The 23,109-nt window shown below is 57.0% G+C and carries 17 protein-coding genes; 6 read left to right on the top strand and 11 right to left on the bottom strand.

The features are described 5' to 3' along the window. Positions 1-51: 51 nt before the first annotated feature. On the top strand, positions 52-2,049 hold the full coding sequence (locus Pla52o_RS14955; protein WP_146595410.1) for an ABC transporter ATP-binding protein: 1,998 nt from the start codon (positions 52-54) through the stop codon (positions 2,047-2,049). 156 nt (positions 2,050-2,205) lie between these two features. On the opposite strand, the gene Pla52o_RS14950 is transcribed toward Pla52o_RS14955, so the two are convergent. The 3 genes from Pla52o_RS14950 to Pla52o_RS14940 form a co-directional block, all read right to left on the bottom strand. Beyond that, on the bottom strand, positions 2,206-2,970 hold the full coding sequence (locus tag Pla52o_RS14950; RefSeq protein WP_146595409.1) for a tetratricopeptide repeat protein: 765 nt from the start codon (positions 2,968-2,970) through the stop codon (positions 2,206-2,208). A gap of 380 nt (positions 2,971-3,350) precedes the next feature. Then, positions 3,351-4,814: a S41 family peptidase gene (locus Pla52o_RS14945; RefSeq protein ID WP_146595408.1), complete on the bottom strand. Its 1,464-nt coding sequence runs from the start codon at positions 4,812-4,814 to the stop codon at positions 3,351-3,353. 307 nt (positions 4,815-5,121) lie between these two features. Then, positions 5,122-6,444 (bottom strand): DUF4013 domain-containing protein, encoded by a 1,323-nt coding sequence (locus Pla52o_RS14940; RefSeq protein WP_146595407.1) that lies wholly within the window; start codon positions 6,442-6,444, stop codon positions 5,122-5,124. A 369-nt stretch (positions 6,445-6,813) separates the two neighbouring features. On the opposite strand from Pla52o_RS14940, the gene Pla52o_RS14935 reads away from it, so the two are divergent. Together Pla52o_RS14935 and Pla52o_RS14930 are read left to right on the top strand one after the other, a co-directional pair. After that, positions 6,814-7,377, top strand: a complete 564-nt coding sequence (locus Pla52o_RS14935; protein ID WP_231612364.1) for a hypothetical protein — start codon at positions 6,814-6,816, stop codon at positions 7,375-7,377. A gap of 307 nt (positions 7,378-7,684) precedes the next feature. Continuing rightward, positions 7,685-9,055 carry a tetratricopeptide repeat protein gene (locus Pla52o_RS14930; RefSeq protein WP_231612363.1) on the top strand — a complete coding sequence of 457 codons (1,371 nt, stop codon included), beginning with the start codon at positions 7,685-7,687 and terminating at the stop codon, positions 9,053-9,055. Between the two features lie 276 nt (positions 9,056-9,331). Here the strand turns inward: Pla52o_RS14930 and rnc are convergent, their stop codons facing one another. The 6 genes from rnc to Pla52o_RS14900 form a co-directional block, all read right to left on the bottom strand. Beyond that, positions 9,332-10,129 carry a ribonuclease III gene (gene rnc, locus Pla52o_RS14925; RefSeq protein ID WP_146595405.1) on the bottom strand — a complete coding sequence of 266 codons (798 nt, stop codon included), beginning with the start codon at positions 10,127-10,129 and terminating at the stop codon, positions 9,332-9,334. A 435-nt stretch (positions 10,130-10,564) separates the two neighbouring features. Further along, positions 10,565-12,301: an alkaline phosphatase gene (locus tag Pla52o_RS14920; protein WP_146595404.1), complete on the bottom strand. Its 1,737-nt coding sequence runs from the start codon at positions 12,299-12,301 to the stop codon at positions 10,565-10,567. 132 nt (positions 12,302-12,433) lie between these two features. Next, positions 12,434-13,189, bottom strand: coding sequence for a prolipoprotein diacylglyceryl transferase (locus Pla52o_RS14915; protein ID WP_146595403.1), 756 nt, complete (start codon positions 13,187-13,189; stop codon positions 12,434-12,436). Positions 13,190-13,195: 6 nt separating this feature from the next. Beyond that, the gene (locus Pla52o_RS14910) at positions 13,196-14,692 is read right to left on the bottom strand and encodes a radical SAM protein (RefSeq protein WP_231612362.1); all 1,497 of its coding nucleotides are present in this window, start codon (positions 14,690-14,692) and stop codon (positions 13,196-13,198) included. Next, positions 14,689-15,237, bottom strand: a complete 549-nt coding sequence (locus Pla52o_RS14905; RefSeq protein WP_146595402.1) for a hypothetical protein — start codon at positions 15,235-15,237, stop codon at positions 14,689-14,691. Before Pla52o_RS14905 ends, Pla52o_RS14910 begins: the two co-directional genes overlap by 4 nt. Positions 15,238-15,250: 13 nt before the next feature. Then, positions 15,251-16,486 carry an outer membrane protein assembly factor BamB family protein gene (locus tag Pla52o_RS14900; protein ID WP_231612361.1) on the bottom strand — a complete coding sequence of 412 codons (1,236 nt, stop codon included), beginning with the start codon at positions 16,484-16,486 and terminating at the stop codon, positions 15,251-15,253. 389 nt (positions 16,487-16,875) lie between these two features. On the opposite strand from Pla52o_RS14900, the gene Pla52o_RS14895 reads away from it, so the two are divergent. Further along, positions 16,876-17,877, top strand: coding sequence for a Gfo/Idh/MocA family protein (locus tag Pla52o_RS14895; protein ID WP_146595400.1), 1,002 nt, complete (start codon positions 16,876-16,878; stop codon positions 17,875-17,877). Between the two features lie 156 nt (positions 17,878-18,033). Continuing rightward, the gene (locus Pla52o_RS14890) at positions 18,034-19,224 is read left to right on the top strand and encodes a GIY-YIG nuclease family protein (RefSeq protein ID WP_146595399.1); all 1,191 of its coding nucleotides are present in this window, start codon (positions 18,034-18,036) and stop codon (positions 19,222-19,224) included. Positions 19,225-19,305: 81 nt separating this feature from the next. Here Pla52o_RS14890 and Pla52o_RS14885 read toward each other — a convergent pair whose 3' ends face one another. After that, positions 19,306-20,493 carry a hypothetical protein gene (locus Pla52o_RS14885; protein ID WP_146595398.1) on the bottom strand — a complete coding sequence of 396 codons (1,188 nt, stop codon included), beginning with the start codon at positions 20,491-20,493 and terminating at the stop codon, positions 19,306-19,308. A 229-nt stretch (positions 20,494-20,722) separates the two neighbouring features. On the opposite strand from Pla52o_RS14885, the gene Pla52o_RS14880 reads away from it, so the two are divergent. Continuing rightward, a complete protein-coding gene (locus Pla52o_RS14880) occupies positions 20,723-22,273 on the top strand; it encodes a tetratricopeptide repeat protein (protein WP_146595397.1) in 1,551 nt (516 codons plus the stop codon). Positions 22,274-22,312: 39 nt separating this feature from the next. Here Pla52o_RS14880 and Pla52o_RS14875 read toward each other — a convergent pair whose 3' ends face one another. Next, positions 22,313-23,074, bottom strand: coding sequence for a sulfite exporter TauE/SafE family protein (locus Pla52o_RS14875; RefSeq protein ID WP_146595396.1), 762 nt, complete (start codon positions 23,072-23,074; stop codon positions 22,313-22,315). Between the last annotated feature and the right edge of the window lie 35 nt (positions 23,075-23,109).

Raw genomic sequence — 23,109 nt, 5'->3', positions numbered from 1 at the left:
ATTCAGCAGAAAATTTGACGTACATAGACTCGTCAGGGACGACGAACAACGATGAGAAATTTTGGTCGCGCACTTCGAATCGCCTTGCGCCGTAAATGGTCCATCGTCGGGATCGTGATCACATCGATGATGATCGCCGTGCTGTGGGGGGCGAATATCGGCACACTGTACCCCTTGGTTGAAGTCGTATTCAAAGGGGACAGTCTACCCGGCTACGCCGAGAAGAAGCTCCATGAGGTCGATACGCGGCTCGTGCAACTCGACGCGGAAGTGCGTGAGTTGACGGCCCAGTTGCCCGCGGCCGATGCAACGTCGGCAAAACGTTTGCAACTCAAGATCGAGTCCGCCACGGCCACCCGAACCGCCATTGCCGAGTCGAGTAAGTACTTGCGTTGGGCGCAACCGACGATCGATGCCTACGCTCCGCGCGACGCTTATGCGACGTTGATGATGATCGTGGCCCTGTTGGTGGGTGGAACCGCGATCAAATTGGTCGCGTTGTTGATAAATTTAATGTTGGTCCAGTACATCGCGGAAACGGCGGCCGTGGATCTCCGCGCGTTGTTCTTTCGCAAAGCGTTGCGGTTGGACCTCGATTCGTTTGGCGAGAACGGTTCGGCCGATTTGACCTCGCGTTTAACCAACGATATCGCCCATGTCTCCGCTGGGATCGCGGCGTTGATGGGCCGGTTGGTTCGCGAGCCGCTGAAGATGGCGGTTTGTTTGGGCGGTGCCATGTTCGTTTGTTGGCGGTTGTTGTTTTTTGTGATGATTGTCACGCCGTTGGTGGCCCTGGTGATGCATCATCTCAGTCGAGCGATTCGCCGTGCTAGCCGCCGTGCGATGGAAGAGATGAGTCAACTTTACGGCATGCTGAACGATTCGTTCTCGGGCATTCGCGTTGTCAAAGCCTTTAGCACCCAAGCGTTTGAACGGGCGAAGTTTGATCGCGGTATCCGTGCCTATTATCGCAAATCGATGAAGATGTCGTTCTACAACACCCTCGCGCGCAGCAGCAGCGAAATGTTGGGAATGACGGTGGTCGGACTGGCAATTTTGGCGGGTGGCTATTTAGTCGTGAACCAACAAACCGGCTTGTTCGGAATCCCGATGAGCACGGTGCCGTTGGAAGTCGGCGAGATCTTGATGTTCTTCGGATTCTTGATTGGTGCTTCCGACCCGGCAAAGAAGTTGTCGGATGTTTGGAGTGGCTTGCAGCGTGGGATCGCAGCAACCGATCGCGTCTACGAGATCATCGACCAACCGATTCGCGTCACCGAACCGAAACATTGCCGCACCACCGCTCGACCCCATCACGAAATTCGACTGGAAAACGTTGTTTATCAATACCCCTCGGGGCCGACGGTATTGCGTGGCGTCGACTTGACGATCCGGCACGGGGAAACGATCGCTGTGATCGGCCCCAACGGGAGCGGCAAAAGCACCATCGTGAATCTGCTCTGTCGATTCGACGATCCACAAAGCGGACAGGTGCTGTTAGATGATACGCCCATCAACGAAATCAAAACGCGGGATCTGCGACGCCGGATTGCCTTGGTCAGTCAACGGACGATCCTGTTCGACGATACCATCGAAAACAATATCCGCTACGGAACGCCGGGCGCGGATTCGCATGCCGTCGTCCGGGCCGCAAAAATGGCCTTTGCCGATGAATTCATTCTGCGCAAAACCCCCGATGGCTATCAAACCAAATTGGGCAGCAGCGGGACCCGGCTCTCCGGGGGTCAGATGCAACGCATCGCATTGGCACGGGCATTCCTACGCAATCCCGATATCTTGATTCTGGACGAAGCGACGAGCCAAATCGATCTTGAGAGCGAGCAATTGATCCATCAAGCCCTCGCCAAGTTCTTGGTCGACCGAACCGGCGTGATGATCACCCATCGCACGTCGAGTCTATCGATGGCCGATCGCATCGTTGTGATCGAATCGGGAAAGATCGCCGACAGTGGTCGCCATGAAGAGCTGATCCAACGCAATCGCTTTTACCAAAGCTTGCGTGGTGGCGAACAACAAAAGGCGGCGTAGCCAGCAAGACTGTCTGAGAGTGAGACAGTCTGCGAGCGGCACCGTTTGTGAGCGGCACCGTTTGCGAGCAGGTAAGCCCTGCTCGCGAAATCGAATCCCCAGCCGCGGCGACGTGCCGGGCGGGTCACTCTTTTTCTCTCGCCTTAAAAGACAACCTTAAAAGGCAAACGGATCGTCCATCGGGGCATCGCCTCCGAAAGGATCCGCCGCGGGAGCTGCGCCAGCTCCGAAAGGATCCGCCGCAGGAGCGGCGGCGGCATCGGCCGGAGCCTCGCTCGCCGCAGGCATTCCGGCCTCCGCATCCGCAGCGCCGGCGAAGGCATCATTGGATTGGAGCTTCGGATCGCCTGTTTTCATTTCAATATCATCCGCAAACGGGTTGTCCGCGGCAGGCGGAATCGGCGGAGGCGCAATGGGTTTTTGCGGAGCTGCTGTTTTCCCAGCCGACGACGCTGGGGCGGCGGCCGCAGGCGCCGCGGCATCAATTTCACCGTAGCGTTGCTGTGAACGCTTGGCAGCGGTTGCCATCATTTCCAGGCGTGCCGTTTGGCGAACTTGTTCTAGTTTTAACCGTTCGGGGCCTTGGAAGCGTGCCAAGGAGCGACCGATCGAAGGATTGCCCCCGCTGCTCGCTTCCAATTCAGCACCTTGACGCCAATCGGCTTCGGCCTCGAATTGCCGCCCTTGGGTGTTCGCGACGAGTCCGCGAAAGTAAAAGGCGCGTGGGTCTTTGATGCCATTGTCGATGGCCATCGAGAGGAATTGATTGGCGTCGTCGAGTTGGCCAGCGTAGAAGGCATGTACTCCTCGACCATACATTTCGGACAAAACCGGGTTCTGGGCCAAAGCCGAACCGGAGCCGGTTAGCAGACCGAGCGAGCAGGCGGCAAACAGAGCCGTGCTGAGTAACGTCTTTTTCATCGTGCGTGCTCCCCAAGTGGAGGGGTTGGTGATTTGTGCTAGTCGTAAGGTGGGTACCGAAAGTTCCGTTTACAGGGGGCTTTGCGATCTACAGACTCTAATTGTCGCAGCCAGCTCCGGCAAACCTTTTCTTTCGTGACGAGAGGCAACCCCCGATTAACATTTAGAGAAAAGACCGACCTGTGAGCCATGTACGGCCCAGTGTCGGCATCTCCGATTGTATCAAATGTGTGGCAAGCGAAGGTTATTTTTCGTTTGCCACCGCTGCGTTACCCCAATGAAGTGGCCCAATAAAGCGGCCCAATGAAGCGGCCCGGTGACGGCGTCAGCGTAGGTTCATCCACGGGGAATCGATTGTGTGAAGTCAGACCGGGATGAGATCATGCCGCTGCGGGGACCCACGGCGTGTCTCGGTTTTTGTGATCGGTAAGCTGGGTGTCAATCGCGTCGACCGCGCGACGGAGGACGGGATCGATGCTGAGTCCCCCGGGAGGCAGCGGTTGATTTTCGGAACCAGTGGTCTGTGCGGACTTCTTTGTCTCATCGGCGGCGGGCTCATCGGCGACGGGCTCATCGGCGGCGGGCTTCTCCGTCTCGTCGGGCTCACCGGTGGCGGTGGGCGTTCCCTCGGCGTGCAACTGTAGCGCCATCGAGGACGCCAAGCTGGGGTAAGAGGCTTGGCGCCAACGATTTCCGAGCTTTTCAAGCGTCTCGTCATCGACGCTCACTGTCATTCCCTCGCTGGGGCGGACGCCCCACTCATCCTCGTCTTTGGCCTCGATGCCGCGGTGGATATTCTTCCCGCTCGGGCGGTAGTACCGTGCCACGGTCAAACGCAACGCACTGCGTCCATACTGTAGCGGCAAGATGTTTTGCACGGTCCCCTTTCCGTAGCTGCGATTCCCGACGACGGTGGCCCGTTGGTGATCTTGCAAGCACGCCGCCACAATCTCGCTGGCACTCGCCGAGTTTTCATCGACCAACACGGCGACCGGTTTGTCGTTGCTGACCAACGTGCCCGGCTTCGCTTCAAATTCGTCGTAAACGGCGCCGCCGCGAATCCGTGTCGAAACGATTCGTCCTCGGTCGAGAAACATGTCGCTGATATCGACTGCGGCATACAGCAACCCACCACTGTTACCACGCAAATCAAGAATCAAGCCACGAAAATCGTTGTTTAGCTTTTTCAACACATCGCGAAGCTCCGTTTCGGTTTTTTCACCAAAGCTGGTCAGCCGTACGTAGGCAATCGAAGGATCATCGACCAAGCGATAAACCCATCGGTTATCGTCGTCGCGATAGTCGCCAATCACCGATTCAAGCTCGATGGTGGTGCGGTCGATCGATAAGGCCAATTCTTGTTCACCGCGGCGAACGACGACGTAGACGACGGTGCCAATCGGTCCTTTCAATTTGCCGCTGACCTCCTTCAAACTCAGCTTGGCCACATCCTGGCCATCAATTTTGAGGATCTCGTCTCCAGGCATCATGCCCGCTCGCAGCGCTGGTGAACCCACCAATGGGGTGATCACACGGACGGGTTGGTTGGGTTCAGGTTGCTCGACATAAATCCCAATCCCAGCAAACTCTTGACTCAAACTATCCTGAAATGATTCGTAAGCATCGATCGGGATGTATTCGCAATTTTGGTCCAAAATGGAGGTCATTCCATTCATGGCCGCGATCAACAATGTGTCTTCATCGATGGGGTCGACGTAGTGGTTATTAATCAAATCCAAGGCGTCACCGACCATCATTGCCGGCCGCGCACGACGATGGGTCAAATAGCACAACAGTGAGATGCAAAATGCCAGCAAAATAATATTCAGATTGCGTGATGGCATACGAAGGGCCTTATGAGAACGAGCGAAGGAGAGTCGTAACCCTCATTGTATCGGGCGAACATGACCTGCCGAGAGGGAGAATGGGGGGCGGCGAATTGGGCATCCGAAGCGGTGGTCCGTTGGATCGACCAAATCCAGTGGTTTTGCAGTGGCGCCAATGCCGTCTTTCCCAGCACATCCTAACCCGACGCGTTAGCGAGGGACCGAGTTAAGATCGAGATTCCTTCGCTTACGCTTCGGGGTGTAAATAACACGCAACCTCAAAAACGCGGAAGTGCGCTGGGAATGCTTGGCGTTGAGGAGCTCGCTAAACGCCACCCACAAACGGAATCGGAAGCAAGATGGCGTGTTGTTGAATCCAGGTCTGCAAGCCATCCCAGCTGGTGTACTGAGATAATTGGACGAAGGTTAAATAGGTGCCCACGACCACCAGCATTAACATCCGCACCATTCCACGCGACAGGCTGCCCCAGATGCCCTTCGCGGGCTCGGGCTTGCTTCGCGCTCGTCGCAACGCCAACCCTTCGGCAATGCGTGCCGGCAAGATGAATGCGACAAACACCAAGCAGGGCAACCACAGCACTTCACGCGGGGTCGCTTCGATTTTCAATACGTACAACGGGATCGGCATCAACACGAAGCCAATCACCATCGCGAGCAACCACGCCCAGGGGGCGCGGCGAAAATCGCCCCGAATCGTGCGCACCGCAAACAAGGCAGCGATCCGATTCTCCGCAGCAAAATGAACTTGCAACATGGGCAGATAGAGAAGCGAAATGCCAAGCAGGAGAATGCAGACAAATCCGATCACGCCGGCCACGGCGGGCTCGCTGTTGCGGTTCGCTGCGATCAACAACATCGCAGGGATCAACCAAATCAAGGTGCCGAGGAAGCCGCGAAGGCCGAGCCAAAAAAGTCGTGGCATTTCAAACGCGGTGGTGAAATCCCACAGCCGATCGGCCGCTTGGGTGTAGGTTCGCAGACGCCATGCCTGTTGAAAAAAGCGTTTCGGTTCGGGCCGCAAGTAATGGGCCAACGAACCGCCACGAACCCATGCCCAAACCAAGTAGCTGATCGCCAGGAAACAGAGAGCCATCGCCCAGAAACGCATCGTGGCAGCTTGATCGGAGCCTGGGTCAATCAGTTGCGCCACCGATTCCCAGTGAATCAATAATTGAGTCGGCAACGATGCTAAAAAGATGGCCAATGCCGCTAAGCCAACCTTGCCGGCTCGCTCTAAATTCGGCAACGCTGCGGAAAACTTACTGCCGCCCGCCAATCGCCCTGCAACATCCAACAAGTAACCAAACGCAATCAATTGTACCAGCGGAATGGAAGTGAACACCGCCAACAAAACGATCAAGGAAATCAGCGAGAACAGACCCGAAATCGCCCAAGTTGAAAACGAGACCCCTTTGCGAAATCGAGATCGTGGGAGCGATGGTGGCGTTGGTATCAGGGTTGCTAGCAGCGGTGTTTCCCTTGCCTGGTCTCCCGCCAGCGACGCGATGATGACGTCGGGATCGTTGCGGTTTGCATCGGCCTGGGGATAAGGATGGGGGGCCACGTTGCGTATCTCGACAAGTGCCAGGAAGTGGAAACTAGGGTGCGAAACTAGGGTGCCGTTCATGCTATTCGACTCAAGGCGTCGGATCTTGGCAATCAAATGGTATCTTGGCAATCAAAAATGTTTCTCGCTCAGGACGCTGCCGATGCCGCTGGGGTGGCGGACGTCACACTGGGTCCGGGCCCCTCGTGAACGTTCCCCTCGGCGTGAACACGCCCCCACTTGCAATGACAAGATGTGACGGTTTTAGCGATCGTTCCCCGGGGGGGACGCTAAGGCAAGTCGCGCGGGTCCAATTGCCGATAGTTTATCCAAGGCGGATTCAATGCCGTCTTTTCAGCGGTCGATGAGGATATCGACCTTGAGTTTGGATGCCCATCAAGCATGCGGCTCGTGAATCATGAACGCACACGGCGGAAGGAACTGCCTGATATGAAAACATTCGTTCGTCGAGGCCGGATTGCCATTGCTGGTTTGTTGCTCTGCGTTTCGGCCAGCACCGTGTCTGCAGATTGGCATCAATTTTGGCATAACTGCAATCGCGACTACTATCGCAACAACGCTTGGCCCGAACCGTTCCAAGAATTGGACGCCATGCAGGTCAGTGCTGCGTTCGATACCATGAAGCACAATGGATGGCGATTGCACAACACAATCGGCAACGAATTGTTCCGCGACGGCGATGGCGCCTTGCTCGCATCGGGACATAACCGGGTGTTCTGGATCGCGACGCAATCACCCGAATCGCGTCGTAACGTCTACGTCTTGCGGGGCCGTACTGATGCTGAGACCGATGCACGCGTGGCATCGGTGCGGCAAACCTTGGCGAGCGTTCCGAACACCGGTGCCCAGACCAATGTCTTCGTCACCGATCGAGAGCCTTCCACCGCACCGGGGGCCTGGGCCACCCAGATCAACCGTCAATGGATGCTCGAGTTGCCGAAACCGAAGTTGCCTTCGGCGACCGCTCAAGGCGGCCCGTCGGTAACACAATAGCCCAGCCAAGCGTCGTCGTCGCCTGCGGGCGTTGTCAACGGGCAACGGAAAAATGGGCCTCGCGCACGAATCGAAGCTTACTCGCTAGCATTTAATGAAAAAGCGGACTCCTGGAAACGGGAGCCCGCTTTTTTTATTGGATTGTTGGAAATTGGTTAATCGCAGTGAAGTTGCTGTGGTAATTCGGTCGATCCTTACAAACGGAACCATACGATTTAACCGCACATTCGCACGCCCTGAACTTATGGGAGTCCTCTCGCCTGCTCGAGAGAAGGACTTCATCGGTTTGCCTTCGGGAGAACTTCTCGTGAAACGATCAACCAAAATTCGCCGCGCATTACTGCTGTCGTTTATCGCCGGTTCTGCGCTCAGCTTCTCCACGGGTTGCTCGAATCAGCGTCCGTCCTTTGCGTCGATGAACCCCTTCTCGCGATCCTCGATTGAAACGGCGGAGACCGAGAAGCCCTCGATGACCGAATCCATTGCTTCGGCGACCACGGGGGCGAAAAAGCAAGTCAGCGCCGTAGGCGTGTCGGCCAAGAACGCATTTGGCAAGAGCACCAATGCCATTGCCGGAGTCTTCCGACGTGACTCGGCGGAGGATGAATCGGAGATCTCCAAGACCGATCCGTTGCGGCTCACCGATGAACCCGCCGCAGTGGGACCCGAGGTGCTTGTCGCGAACGGTCAGCTTTGGGAATCGACCGGCAACTTTCAAAAAGCGATGGAAAGCTATACCAAAGCGTTAGACAAAACGCCTAACGATGCCGCCGCCCTCACCAGCGTCGCGCGATTGCATTTTCGTCAAGGCAACCACGCCAAGGCGACGGAATATTTTCAACTTGCGATCAAGCAAAACCCCGGAGACGCGGCGCTCTATAACGATCTTGGCCTAACCCTTAGTAAGGGCGGCGACCATCAGCAAGCGGCACAAATGATTGCAAAATCGCTTGAGTTGGCGCCTGGAACGTCGCGTTACGCAAACAACCTTGCCAGCGTGTTGTTTGAGTCGGGAAACAATCCGGCGGCGTTAAAGGTATTGCAAGAAAACAACAAGCCAGCGGTGGCCCAATTCAACATGGCGTACTTGCACTACAGCAAGGGTCAGATGAACGAAGCTCGCACCTACTTGACCGAAACCATCAAGCTCGATGCGAAAGGCGCTGAGGATGCTGCGGTGCGGAAGGCGGTAGATCGTTCCCGCGAAATGCTCGCTCAAATCGATGCGTCCGGAGTCAAAGCGGGGACTCAAAACATCGCGGCACAATTGCCAGCAGCAACGAATCCAGCGGCGACCCAACCCGTGGCCTCCGTGGCTGCTAAACCACCGGCAACGACCGCTAACGTTTCTGCAAGCGGAGGCTCCACGCCAGCGGCCTCGGTAAGCTATCGTCCGCCAGCGACAAGTTGGGCACCGGCAACCGGGGCCATCACGCTTCCGCCAGCCGCGGCTCCGACAGCGACGCCGCCAGCATCATTGGCGCCCGAAGCGGCGACTGCAACGCCAACCGCACCAACCTCCGCCGCGGCTTGGTCCACCACGCCGGGAGCTGCGTCTCCCACGGCAAGCAAACCGATTCAACCTGCGTCCACCCCTGCTGCGGGAGTTCCGCAAGACGCAGCGAAGGCCCCAGCGTTCGAATTGCCCCATGGTTTTGTGTTTCCGGAATCAAACTAGTTTCCGGAGCTAGCATCCGAACGAGCAAGAATGTCTTAACCATTTTCTTAGAAAGGGGTTAAGACTTTTGCGTGAGGTGCACCATCAAAATCATGACCCGACGCGTGACTTTTGAAGTAGCGCTATTGCAATTTCACCTAGCAAATCCTAACCCGACGCGTAAGCGAGGGACTGATTCAAGCGTGAGATTCCCTCGCTGACGCTTGGGGTTATCGAATATCCATGCTAGTCGCGGGCTCGTTCCGGGGAACCATTCACGGCTATTCCAGCATTTTGCTATTCGTGCATTTCTTCGGGCGGAAACGGCAACGATAAATCGTGCAACTCGGCCAGCGCGTTGGACGCGGCCCGTTGTTCGGCGTCCTTTTTGTTGTTGCCCCACGCGGCGGGAAAGCTGCGTTCTTCGATCACCGCTGAAATCAAGAATGCTTTGCGATGATCCGGTCCCGTTTCGCGGATCATGCGATAGATCGGGGTGCTCGAAAGTTCACGTTGGGCGTACTGCTGCAGCGTGCTTTTGAAATTGCTTGATCCTTGGCTTTCCACCGCGATCTTGACCTCGTCGGCGAGCCATTGTTTCAACCGTTCGCGAATGATTTCGGGGCCCCCGTCAAGGTAGATGGCCGCGACAATGGATTCAAACACGTCGCTGACCAACGACTTGGGAAAGCTGCGGTTGCGTGTCACTCCGCGTCCGACGATCAAGCAGCGGTCCAGACCAAGGGCACAGGCAATCTTGCCACACGATCGTCGGCTGACGACATACGATTTTATCTTGGTCAAATCACCTTCGTTGTACTCGGGATAGTCCTCGTACAACCAATGACAGACGGTCAAGCCGAGCACCGAATCGCCTAGAAATTCGAGCCGCTCGTTGCTTTCCAAGCGGTGCGAAGCGCCCGATGCATGCGTTAGGGCTGACAATAACAACGATTCATCAGCGAATTGATAATCAATGATTTCTTGACATCGCTTAAGTTTCGATGCCTGATCTCCCCCGTCGACGCCTTCCAAGTCGTCGACGAGATTTATCTCGGCAGCATCGGAAACCGAACCAAATTCCGACGAATTCACTTCTGCACCCTGTTTGCGTGTGATGTTTCTCCCAAACGCAAAGCATGTCGTTGGCAAGAGCGTGTCTCGCGCAAGACGGTGTCGATTTGGGGGATGGCAATTTCTGTCACACGCCGGGGATCGGGTTGCGGCGCAGTCAATGATTGCGGACTCAAGCGCCGGTGTGTGACGAACCTCCCCAGTCTAGCGAGCGGCATGTGCGTTGACCAGTCAAGAAATCGCGACATCCCGCGTCGGGGGAAACTCCGTCATACGGCCCTTTCCCCCCCTCTGACCCAGCTTCTGTGCCGCTGGCGTCCATGACACTCCGGGGCGGACTAAACCACTCGCCCAAACCAGCCACGACTCACATTTCCGCGGTGCATCGTTGTGGCTGCAGCTCGAAGCCACAGCCACGCCACGTTTCAGATCCTCATTGACGAACCCTGAAAAAGACTAGCGTGCCGAGGCGTTTTGAGCCTGGGCTGCCCCCGCTGCCGCGATCACTTCAGCATCATCAATCACCAAGAAGTGACCATGGTCGGAGGTCACAATGATGGCGGTATCGTCCCAGGCGTTTTGGCGATCCACCCAATTGACGATCACCTCAAACGCAGCATCACCACTGAGCACCGCGCCAATGCTGTTGTCCAAGTTGTTGGCGTGGTTTGCCCAGTCGACGTCACCCGCCTCCACCATCAACCAGAACCCTTTTTCGGATTTCTCGAGGATCATCAGGGCCGCTTCGGTCATATCGGCAAGCGTGGGATTTTCCTCAATATCCGCTGGCGAATACTTTTCGGTGCCCTTGGCATCGAACGTGGGATTGAAGTTTCCATCGGCGGTTTGGAATGGCAAGTGCCCCCCTTTGGTTCCGTAGAAGCCGATGAAACGGCTTCCTTCGCGAGCCGCTTGCTCGGCGCCCTTCATCAATCCTTCGCGTCCTGGGACTCCTTCGTGACGTTGTGCGACAAGGTACTTGCCGCCGTTTTCACGGTCGACCGCGTGCAAGTCTTCTTGGTGGAAGAACGGGTTGCCCTTGGCAAAGTTTTCACCTTGCGCGGCGGCTTTGCCACTGCCCTCGCCCCAGCCGCCGCCAATCAAAACATCCACTCCTGGTAACGCTTCCTCGCGATGCGATGCCGATCGTAGACCCACCAAATCTCGCGTGATGTCTTGGTAATCTGCACGGGTGACGTTGTTCGCATAGGCTGCTGCCGGCGTGGCGTGGCTAACCGGGACACTCGTCACGACGCCGATCTTGAAACCCAAGGGTTGTAGTTCGCGTGCGATGGGCACGATGTGCTCGCCATCGGCGGTGTAGTTGACCGAACCGTTGTAAGTCTTGACGCCCGTGGTCATGCTGACCGCCGAGGCGGCCGAGTCGGTTACGGTGTGAGGTTGACTACGATCAAGCCCGATCAAGTAATCTCGATTGCTTTGTTCTCGCCAAGGGTAGTCGCCTCCGCGCGCTACGTCGTAACCGCCCGTCGTCTCTCGGTCACCACCTAGGACGACCTGGGAATTGACATCAAACTTTGCTCCGCTCAATTGAGGACTGGTACAGAAGAAACCGAAGTCGGTTGGGGCGCCTCGGTAATTCTGAAACGACAAATCGTTGCCGCGACCTGTTTCGTAGTTCACCTTGCCGGCTTTGTAAATCGCCGCCGCCCGTGTGGTTTGCCAATCCATACCGTCGAACACAACCAAGATGATATTCTTACGTCCTTGCTCGAACGCTTTCTTTTGCAGTCGATAAACATCGGTCTGGTCAAAGTACGTCGCCGTGGGGTTCACCGTATCCTTGGGCACGCTTCCGTAAAGCTTCTTTAAACGCTCCGGATCGGTGTAAACACTCCCCTCTTCACGCAATGAATCCAAGGTGATGCCGAACGTGTACATCGGAATTAACCGATTGCTGTGACTAAGCCATGTGCTGAAGCGATCGGGGATGTGCCCCCAGTGACCCCAGGTTGCGGTTTGATTTTTGATGGCGTTGGATTGAAGTTCATGCATCACATCGACGGTGGCCGAATCCGATGCCGCTTTGTTGTTTTGCGAAGCTGAGTCCTTGGACGCTTCGGCAACCGTGCTCGCTGCAACCGCAGCGTCCTGAGCTAGACACGTCGACGAGGGCAGCAACGGAGAAATTGCGATGAACGCTAGACAAAAGGGCAAAGTGTAAGGACGCATTGTTTTGTATCGCTGAATGGTTGGAAATCGCGGGGGAGGACAAAATGCGGAGTCGGGTTCGTTTCGGGGCGAGCTCGACCTCCGCAGTGGGAAATGCCATAGAGACCACAATACCTGCTGGGCACAGGTTTGTCAGATCCCTGTTTGGGAATCGGAATGCTGGATTAACCTAAGTCTCATTTTTTCAACATGCAAGCGACACAAAAGGAGGGACGTAAAGCCGATGCCGATCCCCAAACTGCTCCATTGGTAGAAGGTCAAACCACCCACAAAACGCGGTTCGGGTCGCCACACTTCGCTGATCAAACGAAACACTGCGTAGCCCACCAAGTAGAGTGGCATCCATTGGCCGGTCCACTTGCCACGGGCGATTCCCACTGCGGCAGCGCAGGCAAACGCGGTGTGAAAGACGAACTCGTACAATTGAGTGGGATGACGCATCAGCACGCCGCCATCGTCAGCCGCTGTAAAATAGACTCCCCAACTTTGGTTCGTTGCGATTCCGTAACAGCAACCATACAGAAAACAGCCGATCCGCCCCAATGCGATCGCGATCGCGACGGGGACGACAAAGGAGTCCCCGGTCGAAACACGAACGTAAAACGTCCACTTGGCAAACTCGACCCCGAGATATCCACCGGCCAAGCCCCACAAGACGGTCTTGCCATCGCTGAACCAAAGTTCCAACAGGTTGCCTCCGGCAAAGGTTCCAGCCAACACAAACGGCAATTTTGCCGCCAACGTGGCGCCAACCAAACCACCGACCAAGATCCCGATTCGCTGCGTGGTATCAAGCGGCAGCGAACGTTGTCGACGCCGAATCAAGGATGCGGCAATCCAGGTCGCCAAGACCATACAGATGGCATAGGCAATGCGTGACTCAAGCATCGGAGATTACGACTTCAACGGCGGAAGTGACAAATGACCGGGACGGTACAAGGTGTTGTACGCACAAAACGGCACCACATGCCCGCTGGGCAACACATGATGAGTGCAACACTTCATCAATTGGCGGACATCAAAATTGTAGGCGTCTAGGAAGCTGGTGATCGTGACACGCATCATGTCTTTCGCCGTCGCCTGTTGCGCAAGCACGCGTGCGAAAAAACGTTCAAGCACCGGGTCAATCTCCTGTGATCGATGGCGGGAATTCGATTCGCTTGACGACCCGAGGGAGACAAGATCCGAACAACCACAATCGCTGCCGCAATGCGACATGCGGTCGAGAAACAAGCTGAGCAATTGTTTGGACCGCTCGGGGGTGAAACTGATGCCACCGGCGATCAAATCCAAGTTTTCGGCGACAGGCCCGACTTGGTTGAGTCCCGCCAAGCGGTCGCCATCCCGGGCGGCCAACATGATTTGATGACAATTCGGATGGGCACAGGGAAGCGGTGTGAAATCGTCTTCACGGATCATCGAACCGCTGGCGTTTGCCAGGCCTCGGATGACATCCGGAAACGTCACTCGGTCTTCGAGATCGGTGGGCAAGAGATGCCGGCCACTGAAGGTAGCCGGTTGCAGACTCAATCCGGTGACGTTGGGACGTCCGAGCGCTTCGGCCCACAAATCTCGATAGAAATGCTCGTCCAAAGGGGCCGTTAAGGTCGACACTAGCGTGACGTGCAAATCGGCTTGTTGCAATCGATCAAGTGCGCGGCGTTTGACGTCGATGACGTCTTCGCCTCGCACGCGGCGCACCAGCTCACGATCGCTCCCATCCCACTGGAAATAGATCTCGATGCGATCGCGGTTGTTTGCTAACCGCTCGACCAACGCCAGATCTTTCGCCAACCGTAGCCCGTTCGTATTGATCATCACGTAGTCAATCGGTCGCGTGAGGGCTTCGTCCACCACGCGTTCAAACTCGGGGTGAATCGTCGGCTCGCCACCGGACAATTGACATACCTCGGCGCGGCCTTCGCACTCAACCAAACGGTCAAGCGAGGCGATAATGTCCTGCAGGGAATGGTCTTTACCCCCAGGACCACTCGAGGCAAAGCACATCGGACAACTCAAGTTGCAACGGTCCGTTAATTCAACCAGACCGATACAGGTATGTTGTTCATGTTCCTCGCACAACCCGCAATCATGTGGACATCCCTTGCCGGATTGTGTCGATCGCACGAGTGGCAACACCGACGCGGTGTGCCCTTCCCCGCGGTCCCACCAACGAACGTCGCTACACACAAAGTCCTCACGCACGCCGTGTTGTGGACATCGCTTGCGAAAGTAAACACGTTGTCCGCGAGTGATGATTTTTGCCGGCACCACCGTCATGCATTCCGGGCACAACGAATCGGTCGTGCCGATCATGACGTGATCCGCACGCGGCCGAGGATCGATCGCGGCGAGCGTCGATTTGGAGTGCGGCCGTTGGGGATGATTCATGATTCGCTTGCGCTTTCGGGTTCTGTGATTGCCACGGATTCCTTGCCCGCTCGTCGCCTCGCCTGCAGGGCGTATTGAGCACGCACGGTGGCCGCAATGCAGCCAATGGCGACGACAAAACCAAGCATCACGGCGAGGCTTAACCCTAGCATCGTCGGTCCATAACCTTCCGCGCCAAGCGTCACCATGGTGGCGAGTCCACCGGCGGTACAAACCGGCACAAACAACACGAACACGATCGGCGTTAACAATAACGCTAACCCAATTTTCCACTGCATCGTCAGCGTCACCCCGCGCAGCAGAGAGACCATCACCAACAGCGAGGCAAACCCGATCAAAGCGAGTGCAATGATCAACATGGTGGGGTAGTTGCCAATCATAAGGACCCCGCTGACGAGGAGTATCATGAACGCGATCCCTCCGCCACCGCCCACTGCCAACACCGAGGTGATCCCTCCGGCAAAGCGAACGGTTTGTGGCTGCGAAGGCTCGGGTGGGGCAGCTTCGTCGCCGGTGTCGGTAGGAGATTGATAGGGATTATTCATCAGAATCGTCGTTTCACTTTTTGCCAATCGCAATCAAGTACTCTTGTCGGTTTTCGGCTGGCCCGACGCCCGTGCGGATGAGCATGCGATCATCGATTGCGACCGGAGTGGCGAAGATCGAATCACCCGATGGATTTTCGGCCAATAAGTTAAAACCTTCGGGCGAGGCGGTGACGACGTAAACATCGCCATCTTCGGAGGCGATGTACATACGGTTGCCGACCAACATCGGCGAAGCGCTGATGCCGCCGCCAAAGAGTCGTTTCTTCCACATTTCTTTGCCGTCTTGGCTTCGCCAGCAATAGACGACGCCATTGTCCGCAGCGGCGAACACGTAATCTTTGATCGCCAACAAGGATTGTTCGTAACATCGCACGGGATGCTCCCAAAGTGGTGCTCCCGAACCGTCGTTGCCGATGCACCAAACGCCCGCTTTGGGGTTACCCCCGCTGACCATGATGTGGTGCTCATCCCAGACGACGGTGCCGCAAATCGCCTCGGTCGACGTATCCGACCTCCACAGCTCTTTGCCGGTGCGGGGTTCGTAGGCGCAAATCATGTCGGCGCCCGCCAGCAGGATTTGGCGTTTTCCGGAGATGGTGGTCACGATCGGCGACGCGAAGTTGAGGTTGGCCGGACGCGGTACTTTCCAAACCTGGTTGCCCGTCGCCGCGTCCAACGCGTACAAGCCACTTGCGGCACCGTCGTATTCGGCCGCCACGATGACAAGATCGTCCTCGACAATCGGGCTGGCGCCGTAGCCAAACTGAAACGCCACGGGAGCGAAGTCGCTGACCTTCCGTTTCCACAACTCGCGTCCTTCGCGAGTCAACGCGGTGACCCAAATCGCATCATCGGTGTGAAACGCGACAAACAAACGGTTGTCGGCAAACGCAGGACTCGGTGAGGCGTGGGAATTGTGGGGGTGAATCTGTGCTGGCAACGTCCCGCGGTGAATGACCCATTGGTCGACCAAGCGGCCACTGATGCGATCGAGTTTCAGTACACTTTGGGTCCCCGCATCGGTGTCCGCCGTCGTCAAATAGATCGAGTCTTGTACGACGCAGGGGGTCGAATGGCCACGCCCGGGAATTTGGGTTTTCCAGGCCAGATCGCTGCTGGAGGTGATGTCCCAGCGAAGTGGGGCTTGGGCGTTCGTTGCCGCATGATTGTTTGACGCCGGGCCTCGCCACTGCGGCCAATCCTGGGCCGCCACTTCAGCCGTGAAAAACGAAAAAAACGCAAGCATAGAGAGGAGTAGCAGAGAATGTTTCATTATTTCCTCGCGGAGGCACCGATAGTCAACAAGTGATGATTCGAATCGCCTCGACGGAAAAAACAAAGCGGATCGATTCGAAGAGCAGTATCAGTCTAGCCCATTGACGGGGCCGTGAACGAGAGCGGTGCCCGGTTCGGGGCTCCGATTCCTGCCCAGCCCGAGCCTTGGGGCTGGGCGTGGCCGAGACGCGCCCCGCCGCGACGGGGAATGGGTGCGGCGCGTGATGCGTCGAGCGAATCGCACACCTCAAAGCGAGGGTTCGCTGATTCTCTTCCCCGTTTTGGGTTACAATCACCGCCGCCGTTGAGCAAAGTCACCCCCGTTTTTTATTGTCATTCAATCCTCTGTTGGAAAATTCAATGCGAGCTGGAATTGTTGGAGTCGGTTTCATGGGCTGGATTCACTATTTGGCCTATCAACAATCAAGCAAGGCGGAACTCGTTGCATTTGCAAGCCGTGACCCCAAGAAACGCAGTGGAGATTGGCGCGAAATCAAAGGAAACTTTGGCCCTCCCGGGGAACAAATCGACGTCAGCAAGATGAGCGTGTGCGAGTCGCTCGAGGAAATGTTGGCCGACGATTCGATCGATTTGATCGACATCTGTCTGCCTCCCCATTTGCATGCCGATGCGATCCGCAGTTGTTTGGCGAGTGGCAAGCGAGTGCTCTGTGAAAAACCACTTGCCTTGGATGCCGCGACGGCCCAGGCGCTCGCCGCCGAAGCGACGCCCGGACAATTGATGGTCGCTCACATTTTGCCGTTCATGCCCGAATTCAAAATCCTCGTCGATGCAGCCAAGGATGGACGTTGGGGCAAACCGATTGCCGGACGCTTTAAACGCACGATTAGCCCGCCCGATTGGATCCCCGATTTCTATGACATGGATCGGGTCGGCGGCCCCTTGGTCGATCTGCAAGTTCACGACGCGCATCTGATTCGCGTGCTGTTCGGAATGCCAACCGCCGCCGCCTGTGCCAAGCAATGCAAAGACGGGACGCCTAAGTTTTATGAGACCGTGTTCGAGTTTGAAGATCCGTCACTCGTGGTTTCCGCCGGTGGAGGCGTGATCGATTCACCCGCTCGTGGTTTCACGCATGGCTTCGAAGTCAGTTTCGAAAAAGCGACGGTCCAGTTCGAGTTCGCTGCTTACGCCGATGGCTCCACCGCTTCGATTCCGTTGACGATTATGAATTCCGATGGATCGGTCGAACGTCCCAGCGTGGGCGACGGCGACCCGATCGCTGGATTCCTGCTCGAGCTTGATGCCGTTGCCGACGCGGTGGCAACCGGTCAGGTTTCGCCAATCTTAGACGCCAAAACGGCGGCAGATGCCCTTTCGATTTGCGAAATGCAGCTGTAATCGAGCCCCCCGCCGAACGACTCGCTCCGATTGCTAGCACCGCTGCTAGCAATCGGAAAACCGTGGTTCCGCGAATTTTGCTGCTTGGGATCTCGCCTGGATTGCCACATAATAGGCCATTCTGTTTCTTTCCCTTCTCTCAGGGCAGCAAGCCGCATGGATGCACTGGATCGCGATCAGCCAGCACTTGGCTTTGGCACCGATTCGCTCAATCCGCATCCGCCGCGCGGTATCGAAGCGGTGGGTGGAGCGACGGTCGAAGCGATTCGCGACCACGTGATGCAGACTTGTCCTCGCGTTCCCGGCGTTTACGGGATGCTTAGCCGCACGGGAGACTTGATCTATGTGGGCAAAAGTAAATCGCTCCGCTCGCGTCTGCTGAGTTACTTTGCGGCCTCGAACAAGGATGAAAAAGGGGGCCGGATCATTGAGAATACGCGTGCGATTCAATGGGAGACGCAGCCCAGTGAATTTGCGGCATTGGTTCGCGAGCAGCAACTGATTCGTCGCTTTTCGCCACGCTGGAACGTGCAAGGGGTTCCGAAGCGCCAACGCCCGGTGTATCTCTGTCTGGGCCGCGCCCCGGCACCCTATTTCTTTCTGGCCGCCAAGCCGCCCCAAGATTGTGTTGGCGTGGAGGGACCGTTCTATGGTGCACGGCGGATGCAACGCGCGATCGAGGCGTTGAACAAAGTCTTTAAGCTGCGAGATTGCAGCCAACAGCAAGTGTTTCATTTCGCCGAACAATTGAGTTTGTTCGACCTGGATCACCGACCGGGGTGTTTACGGCTTGAGCTCGATACTTGCCTGGGCCCCTGTGCTGCTGCTTGTACCGCCGACGCTTATCAGGAACAAGTTAACGCCGCGGAGAGTTTTCTGGATGGTTTTAATGACGAACCGATCGTCGCGCTGCGGGACCAGATGGAGCTTGCTGCGGCGAACCAGCAATATGAACTTGCCGGCCGCGCGTACGAGACGCTGCATTCGCTCGAGTACGTTCATCGCAAATTGCGGATGTTGGCCAAGGCGCGTCGCGAGTACACGTTCATTTACCCTGTCGCCGGCTATGATGGCTGTCACACGTGGTACTTGATTCATGGTGGCGAGTTAGCGGCCGTTGCCGCCGCGCCCAAAAATGCAGAGCAGTATGCGCAATTGAAGCCAACGCTAAAGCATTGGAAAGCGATTACCGCAAACCCCATCGATCGGGGTCACGGCGCCTACCCTCACACATTGGGGCTTGTCGCAACTTGGTTCCGTCAGAACCGAGCTGAAAAGAAACGCACCTTCTTGCCCGTCCAAGCCGGTCGCAAGTATCGGTCGATGCCGATGCGTCACGCCGGTTGACGTAGGATTCAAGCCGTAGCTGCGTTCGCCAGAACGTGGTCCACGGTCTGGCGACGTAGCTACAGCAAAATCAAAAATGCTCTAACGAAGGGTTGCCGTACCGCTCGTGTTGCTGGCCGCGGCAGCTTCGGCTTGTCCGGCGGCGGTGGCCTGCCCAGCAGCTTGCCCAGCAGCTTGCCCGCTCAATCCCGCATTAACGTTGCCACTGGCTGACGCTTGTGACGCCGCCGCAGCACCGTTATTGGCAGCAGCTTGGACTTGAGTTCGGGCTTGGCCTTGCACTTGAGCCATCGCTTCCTGTTGTGCCGAGGCGAATGCGGCGAGTTGGGTTTCCATCGTGTCGGCTCGAGCCATCAATTCCGCGTTGGCCGTCGCGATCGCTTGATCGCGAACGAGCGAAATTTCCGCGAGCCGTTGACGCGCCGCGACGTCGATCATCGCCGACAAATCGACGTTTGAAGCCAGCACGCCTGCGACGCCAAATTGCGCACTCGACTGACTTGAACCGCGGGTCGATGGTGAAGCTTGGTCGTCGCTGCGAGCACCGCCCGTTGCTTGCCCGCTCGCCGCTGCGGCGATGGCACTGTCCGAAGCCGCGTTGGCATTGGCTTGCCCCGTCGCGATCAAGCCGCTCGCGGCTCCCGCCGCGGCGTTGGCGTGAGTCTCGGCGTTAGCCTTGATCAAGGCGGAGGTACGAAGCGGATTGAATTGACCAAAAATCGAATCGTAAACCGCCACGTCGCTGTGAGTGATTTGGATGGCGTTGGCCGAGACGCCAAGCCGTGCCGAGGGGTTGCCCGAAGCCGCGATGCCGATGGGGCCGGCTTGGTTCTGGCCCGCATGCACGTTCGCGTTGACGTTTGCGTTGGCACTCGCATTGATGCGGGGGTTGGAGGCGGTGTTCAGGGCAGCCGCGGAGGCCGCGCTGCTTTGCGCTTGCACACGGGCTGCCAAGCGAGCCGCTTGACGCGCTGTGACGTCGACTTGCTGGTTGATCCGGGCGGTGACGTTGCCGGCAACTTGAGCCTGGATCCGCTGTTGGACCTGGGCTTGGACTTGAGCCTGCACTTGCGATTGGACTTGGCTTTGGATCTGTCCTTGAACTCGCTGCTGGACTTGGTTCTGGACCTGTTGTTGAACGCGTTGCTGCGTTTGGGCTTGGGCTCCCGAAAGGGCACCGCCGAGACCTTGGGCGGTTGCGGTGCTGGAGAGGGCAGCACCCGCGACCACGACCGCGATCATCCGTCCAATTCGTTTTTGTTCGTTCATCCTGAAACAAGCTCCATGCGAGGGAAAAGGGAGGTGAATTGGCTCATGTCAGCACTCAGGAATCACGACCATCGTGAATCGGGGTAGTCACTCGCGCCGATCGCGTGTTACTACATAGCTTGAACGCCAACCATCGTTCACCTACACGCGAACAATACTGAATCTCGGATGCGATCCGCCAGACAGATCTGTTTGCCAATTCGATTTTTCGACCGTTGCATCGACGCCAATGCTTTCATCTTTTCCGAAGCGTTCATTGCCTCTTCGCATTTGCGTCATCGCCTTCTTTTCAGGTGTCGTCTTCACCTCCGTCTTTGCTGAGGATGTCCCCTTTTCTAGCGGCGCGGCCCTATCTAGCGGCGAGGCCCTGTCCAGCGACGATACCTCTCCCACGCCTGCTCAGCTGGCGATGTTAGAGATGATGCAGCAGCGGGTTGCGAAGACCCCCGAGCATTCCGACTCGTGGCGTTCGCTGGGCCGCTTGCAAAACACGCTCGGCGATCCCGAGACGGCGCTCGCTTCGACGCGCCGCGCGATTGAATTGGATCCGTTCAACGCCGCCGCCCATTTTGATCTAGGGCAATTGTTGGTCGCAGCGGGGCATCCCGACCAGGCTCAGTCCCACTTTGATCGCGTCTACCAAATCGCTCCTGAGAGTGCTTATGCGGAGCAATTGAAGCAGCAAGGGGTGGCCGATCGGCGGTCCGGTACCGCCGTGTTGGGGACGCCTGAAATCTCGCCCAACGGCCCATCCACGCAACCCTTCTCCGCCGCCATCCTGTTTCCCCAGGACCCACCTGATCCGTCCAATCAAGCCCCCGTCCAACCCGCCAGTTACGCGATTCAGTCGTTTGACGGCGCGGACGATTTGGAGCAGCGTTTTGATCAACTCGAAAGCGAAGTACTCGAGCCGCTCCATCGCTTGCGCGTCTTTTTTGAAACCGGCGTGCTCTACAACTCCAACGTCACGCTAACGCCGATCAGTCGTGAATTGGCACAAAGTGACAGTGCTAGTTTTCAGGCGTTCGCCAATCCCGACCTCGATTGGAAATGGATTCGTACCGAGACGATGCGGATGGGGCCAATGTTCCGCGGCTACTTCACCGCGAATGAAGCAACGTTCGAGGAGTTCAATTTGGCGAGCTTTCAACCCGGAGCGTTCTTGGAGCGTGATTTCCAGCTCGGACAAAACGAAGCGATCGGTCGGCTAGAATACATTTTTGCCAACGACTTTTTTGACGGCGAGCAAGTGGGCGAGCGCCATTCGGCCACCGCCTCCATCACGCTGATTCGGCCCGATTTGGACGCGATCTACGGCTACCTGACGGTCGCCCAATCGGATTTCCGTGACGACGGACTCGATCCTAATCAAACGTCGCTCGACGGCACCACGGTGACCGCGGGCATCAGCCGTTTCTTTCAAACCGGGTGGGATCGCTTGCCGACACATTCCCTGGGGATCGATTTAGAGTCCGCCGACACCGAGGGGGCCGACTATCGATACAAGTCGATCAACTTGCATGGATCCGCGGGATGGGAGATCACGGATCGTTGGAAGTTTATTCCTACCTGGGGAATAGGACTTCGCGATTACGGCGATTTCACTGGCCCGGTGGCTCGCGATGAGTTTTTCTGGCGTTTGCATGGCCGATTGCAGTACGCGTTCACCGATTCGATTGCCATCGCGGTGGTTGCCGGACATGACCGTTTTGCCTCCGACAATCCAGATTATGATACCGAGCGCAGCGAAGGCGGATTGGTCCTCACGTTCACGCGATAAGCGACACGTTCACGCGATCCGCACCCGCGTGTTCCGCCTCTAACGAACGCTCAACCACGGGGCCGCTAGCCCCGCGACGCCCATCACCAATAGCAGCGCTAGCGTAACGCGGCGCAGTCGTTCTCGCCCCAGCCAATTCCCAAAACGCAGCCCCGCGAACGTGACCAGCAACAATACCGGGGTTATCGCCGCAGCGATCATGCCGGGCTGAACGATCCGTGTTCCAAACGTCGTGTACAGGAACCCCAGCGCCGGCAGGATGCTGATCAAATACATCGCGAACAAAAAGCCACGAATCCGCCGTGTGTCCCAATCATGAGCCTGGACCCAAAACACCATCGCGGGGCCTCCCATGCCGACCAAACCTTGCAAGAATCCCGAGAGCGGAAACGAGAGCCATGCCCAACCCGGATGAAGTCGGGTTCGAGGCTTGGGGTTGAAGACCGCCGTGGCAAGAGTGACGGCAATCACCACCGCCCCGACGACTTGGCGAAGCGTGATCACCGAATACGACTCGAGCGTTCGCAGCACGCCAATTCCCAGCGGCAAAAAAACAATGCGCGCGATGCCGGGAAACCGTAATTTGGAAAACGAAATCACGTCACGCAGCGACCACACTCCCCAAATGTTTTGAGGAATCGTGGCAACTAGCAGCGCGGTTTGCGCTTCGGGGATCGAGTAGCCACACCACATCAAAGCTGGCACGATCAAAAGCCCCGCCGCAAAACCCGCCGCCGATTGGACAAAGATCCCGACACACAGAATCAGTGCGAACGGGAGCATCGAAACGAGGTCGTTCATTGGATCCTAATCATGGCTTCATCGAATCCGACCGC

This window comes from Novipirellula galeiformis (assembly GCF_007860095.1).
Taxonomy (GTDB): Bacteria; Planctomycetota; Planctomycetia; order Pirellulales; family Pirellulaceae; genus Novipirellula; species Novipirellula galeiformis.
This window is presented reverse-complemented; position numbering and strand designations above follow the sequence as displayed.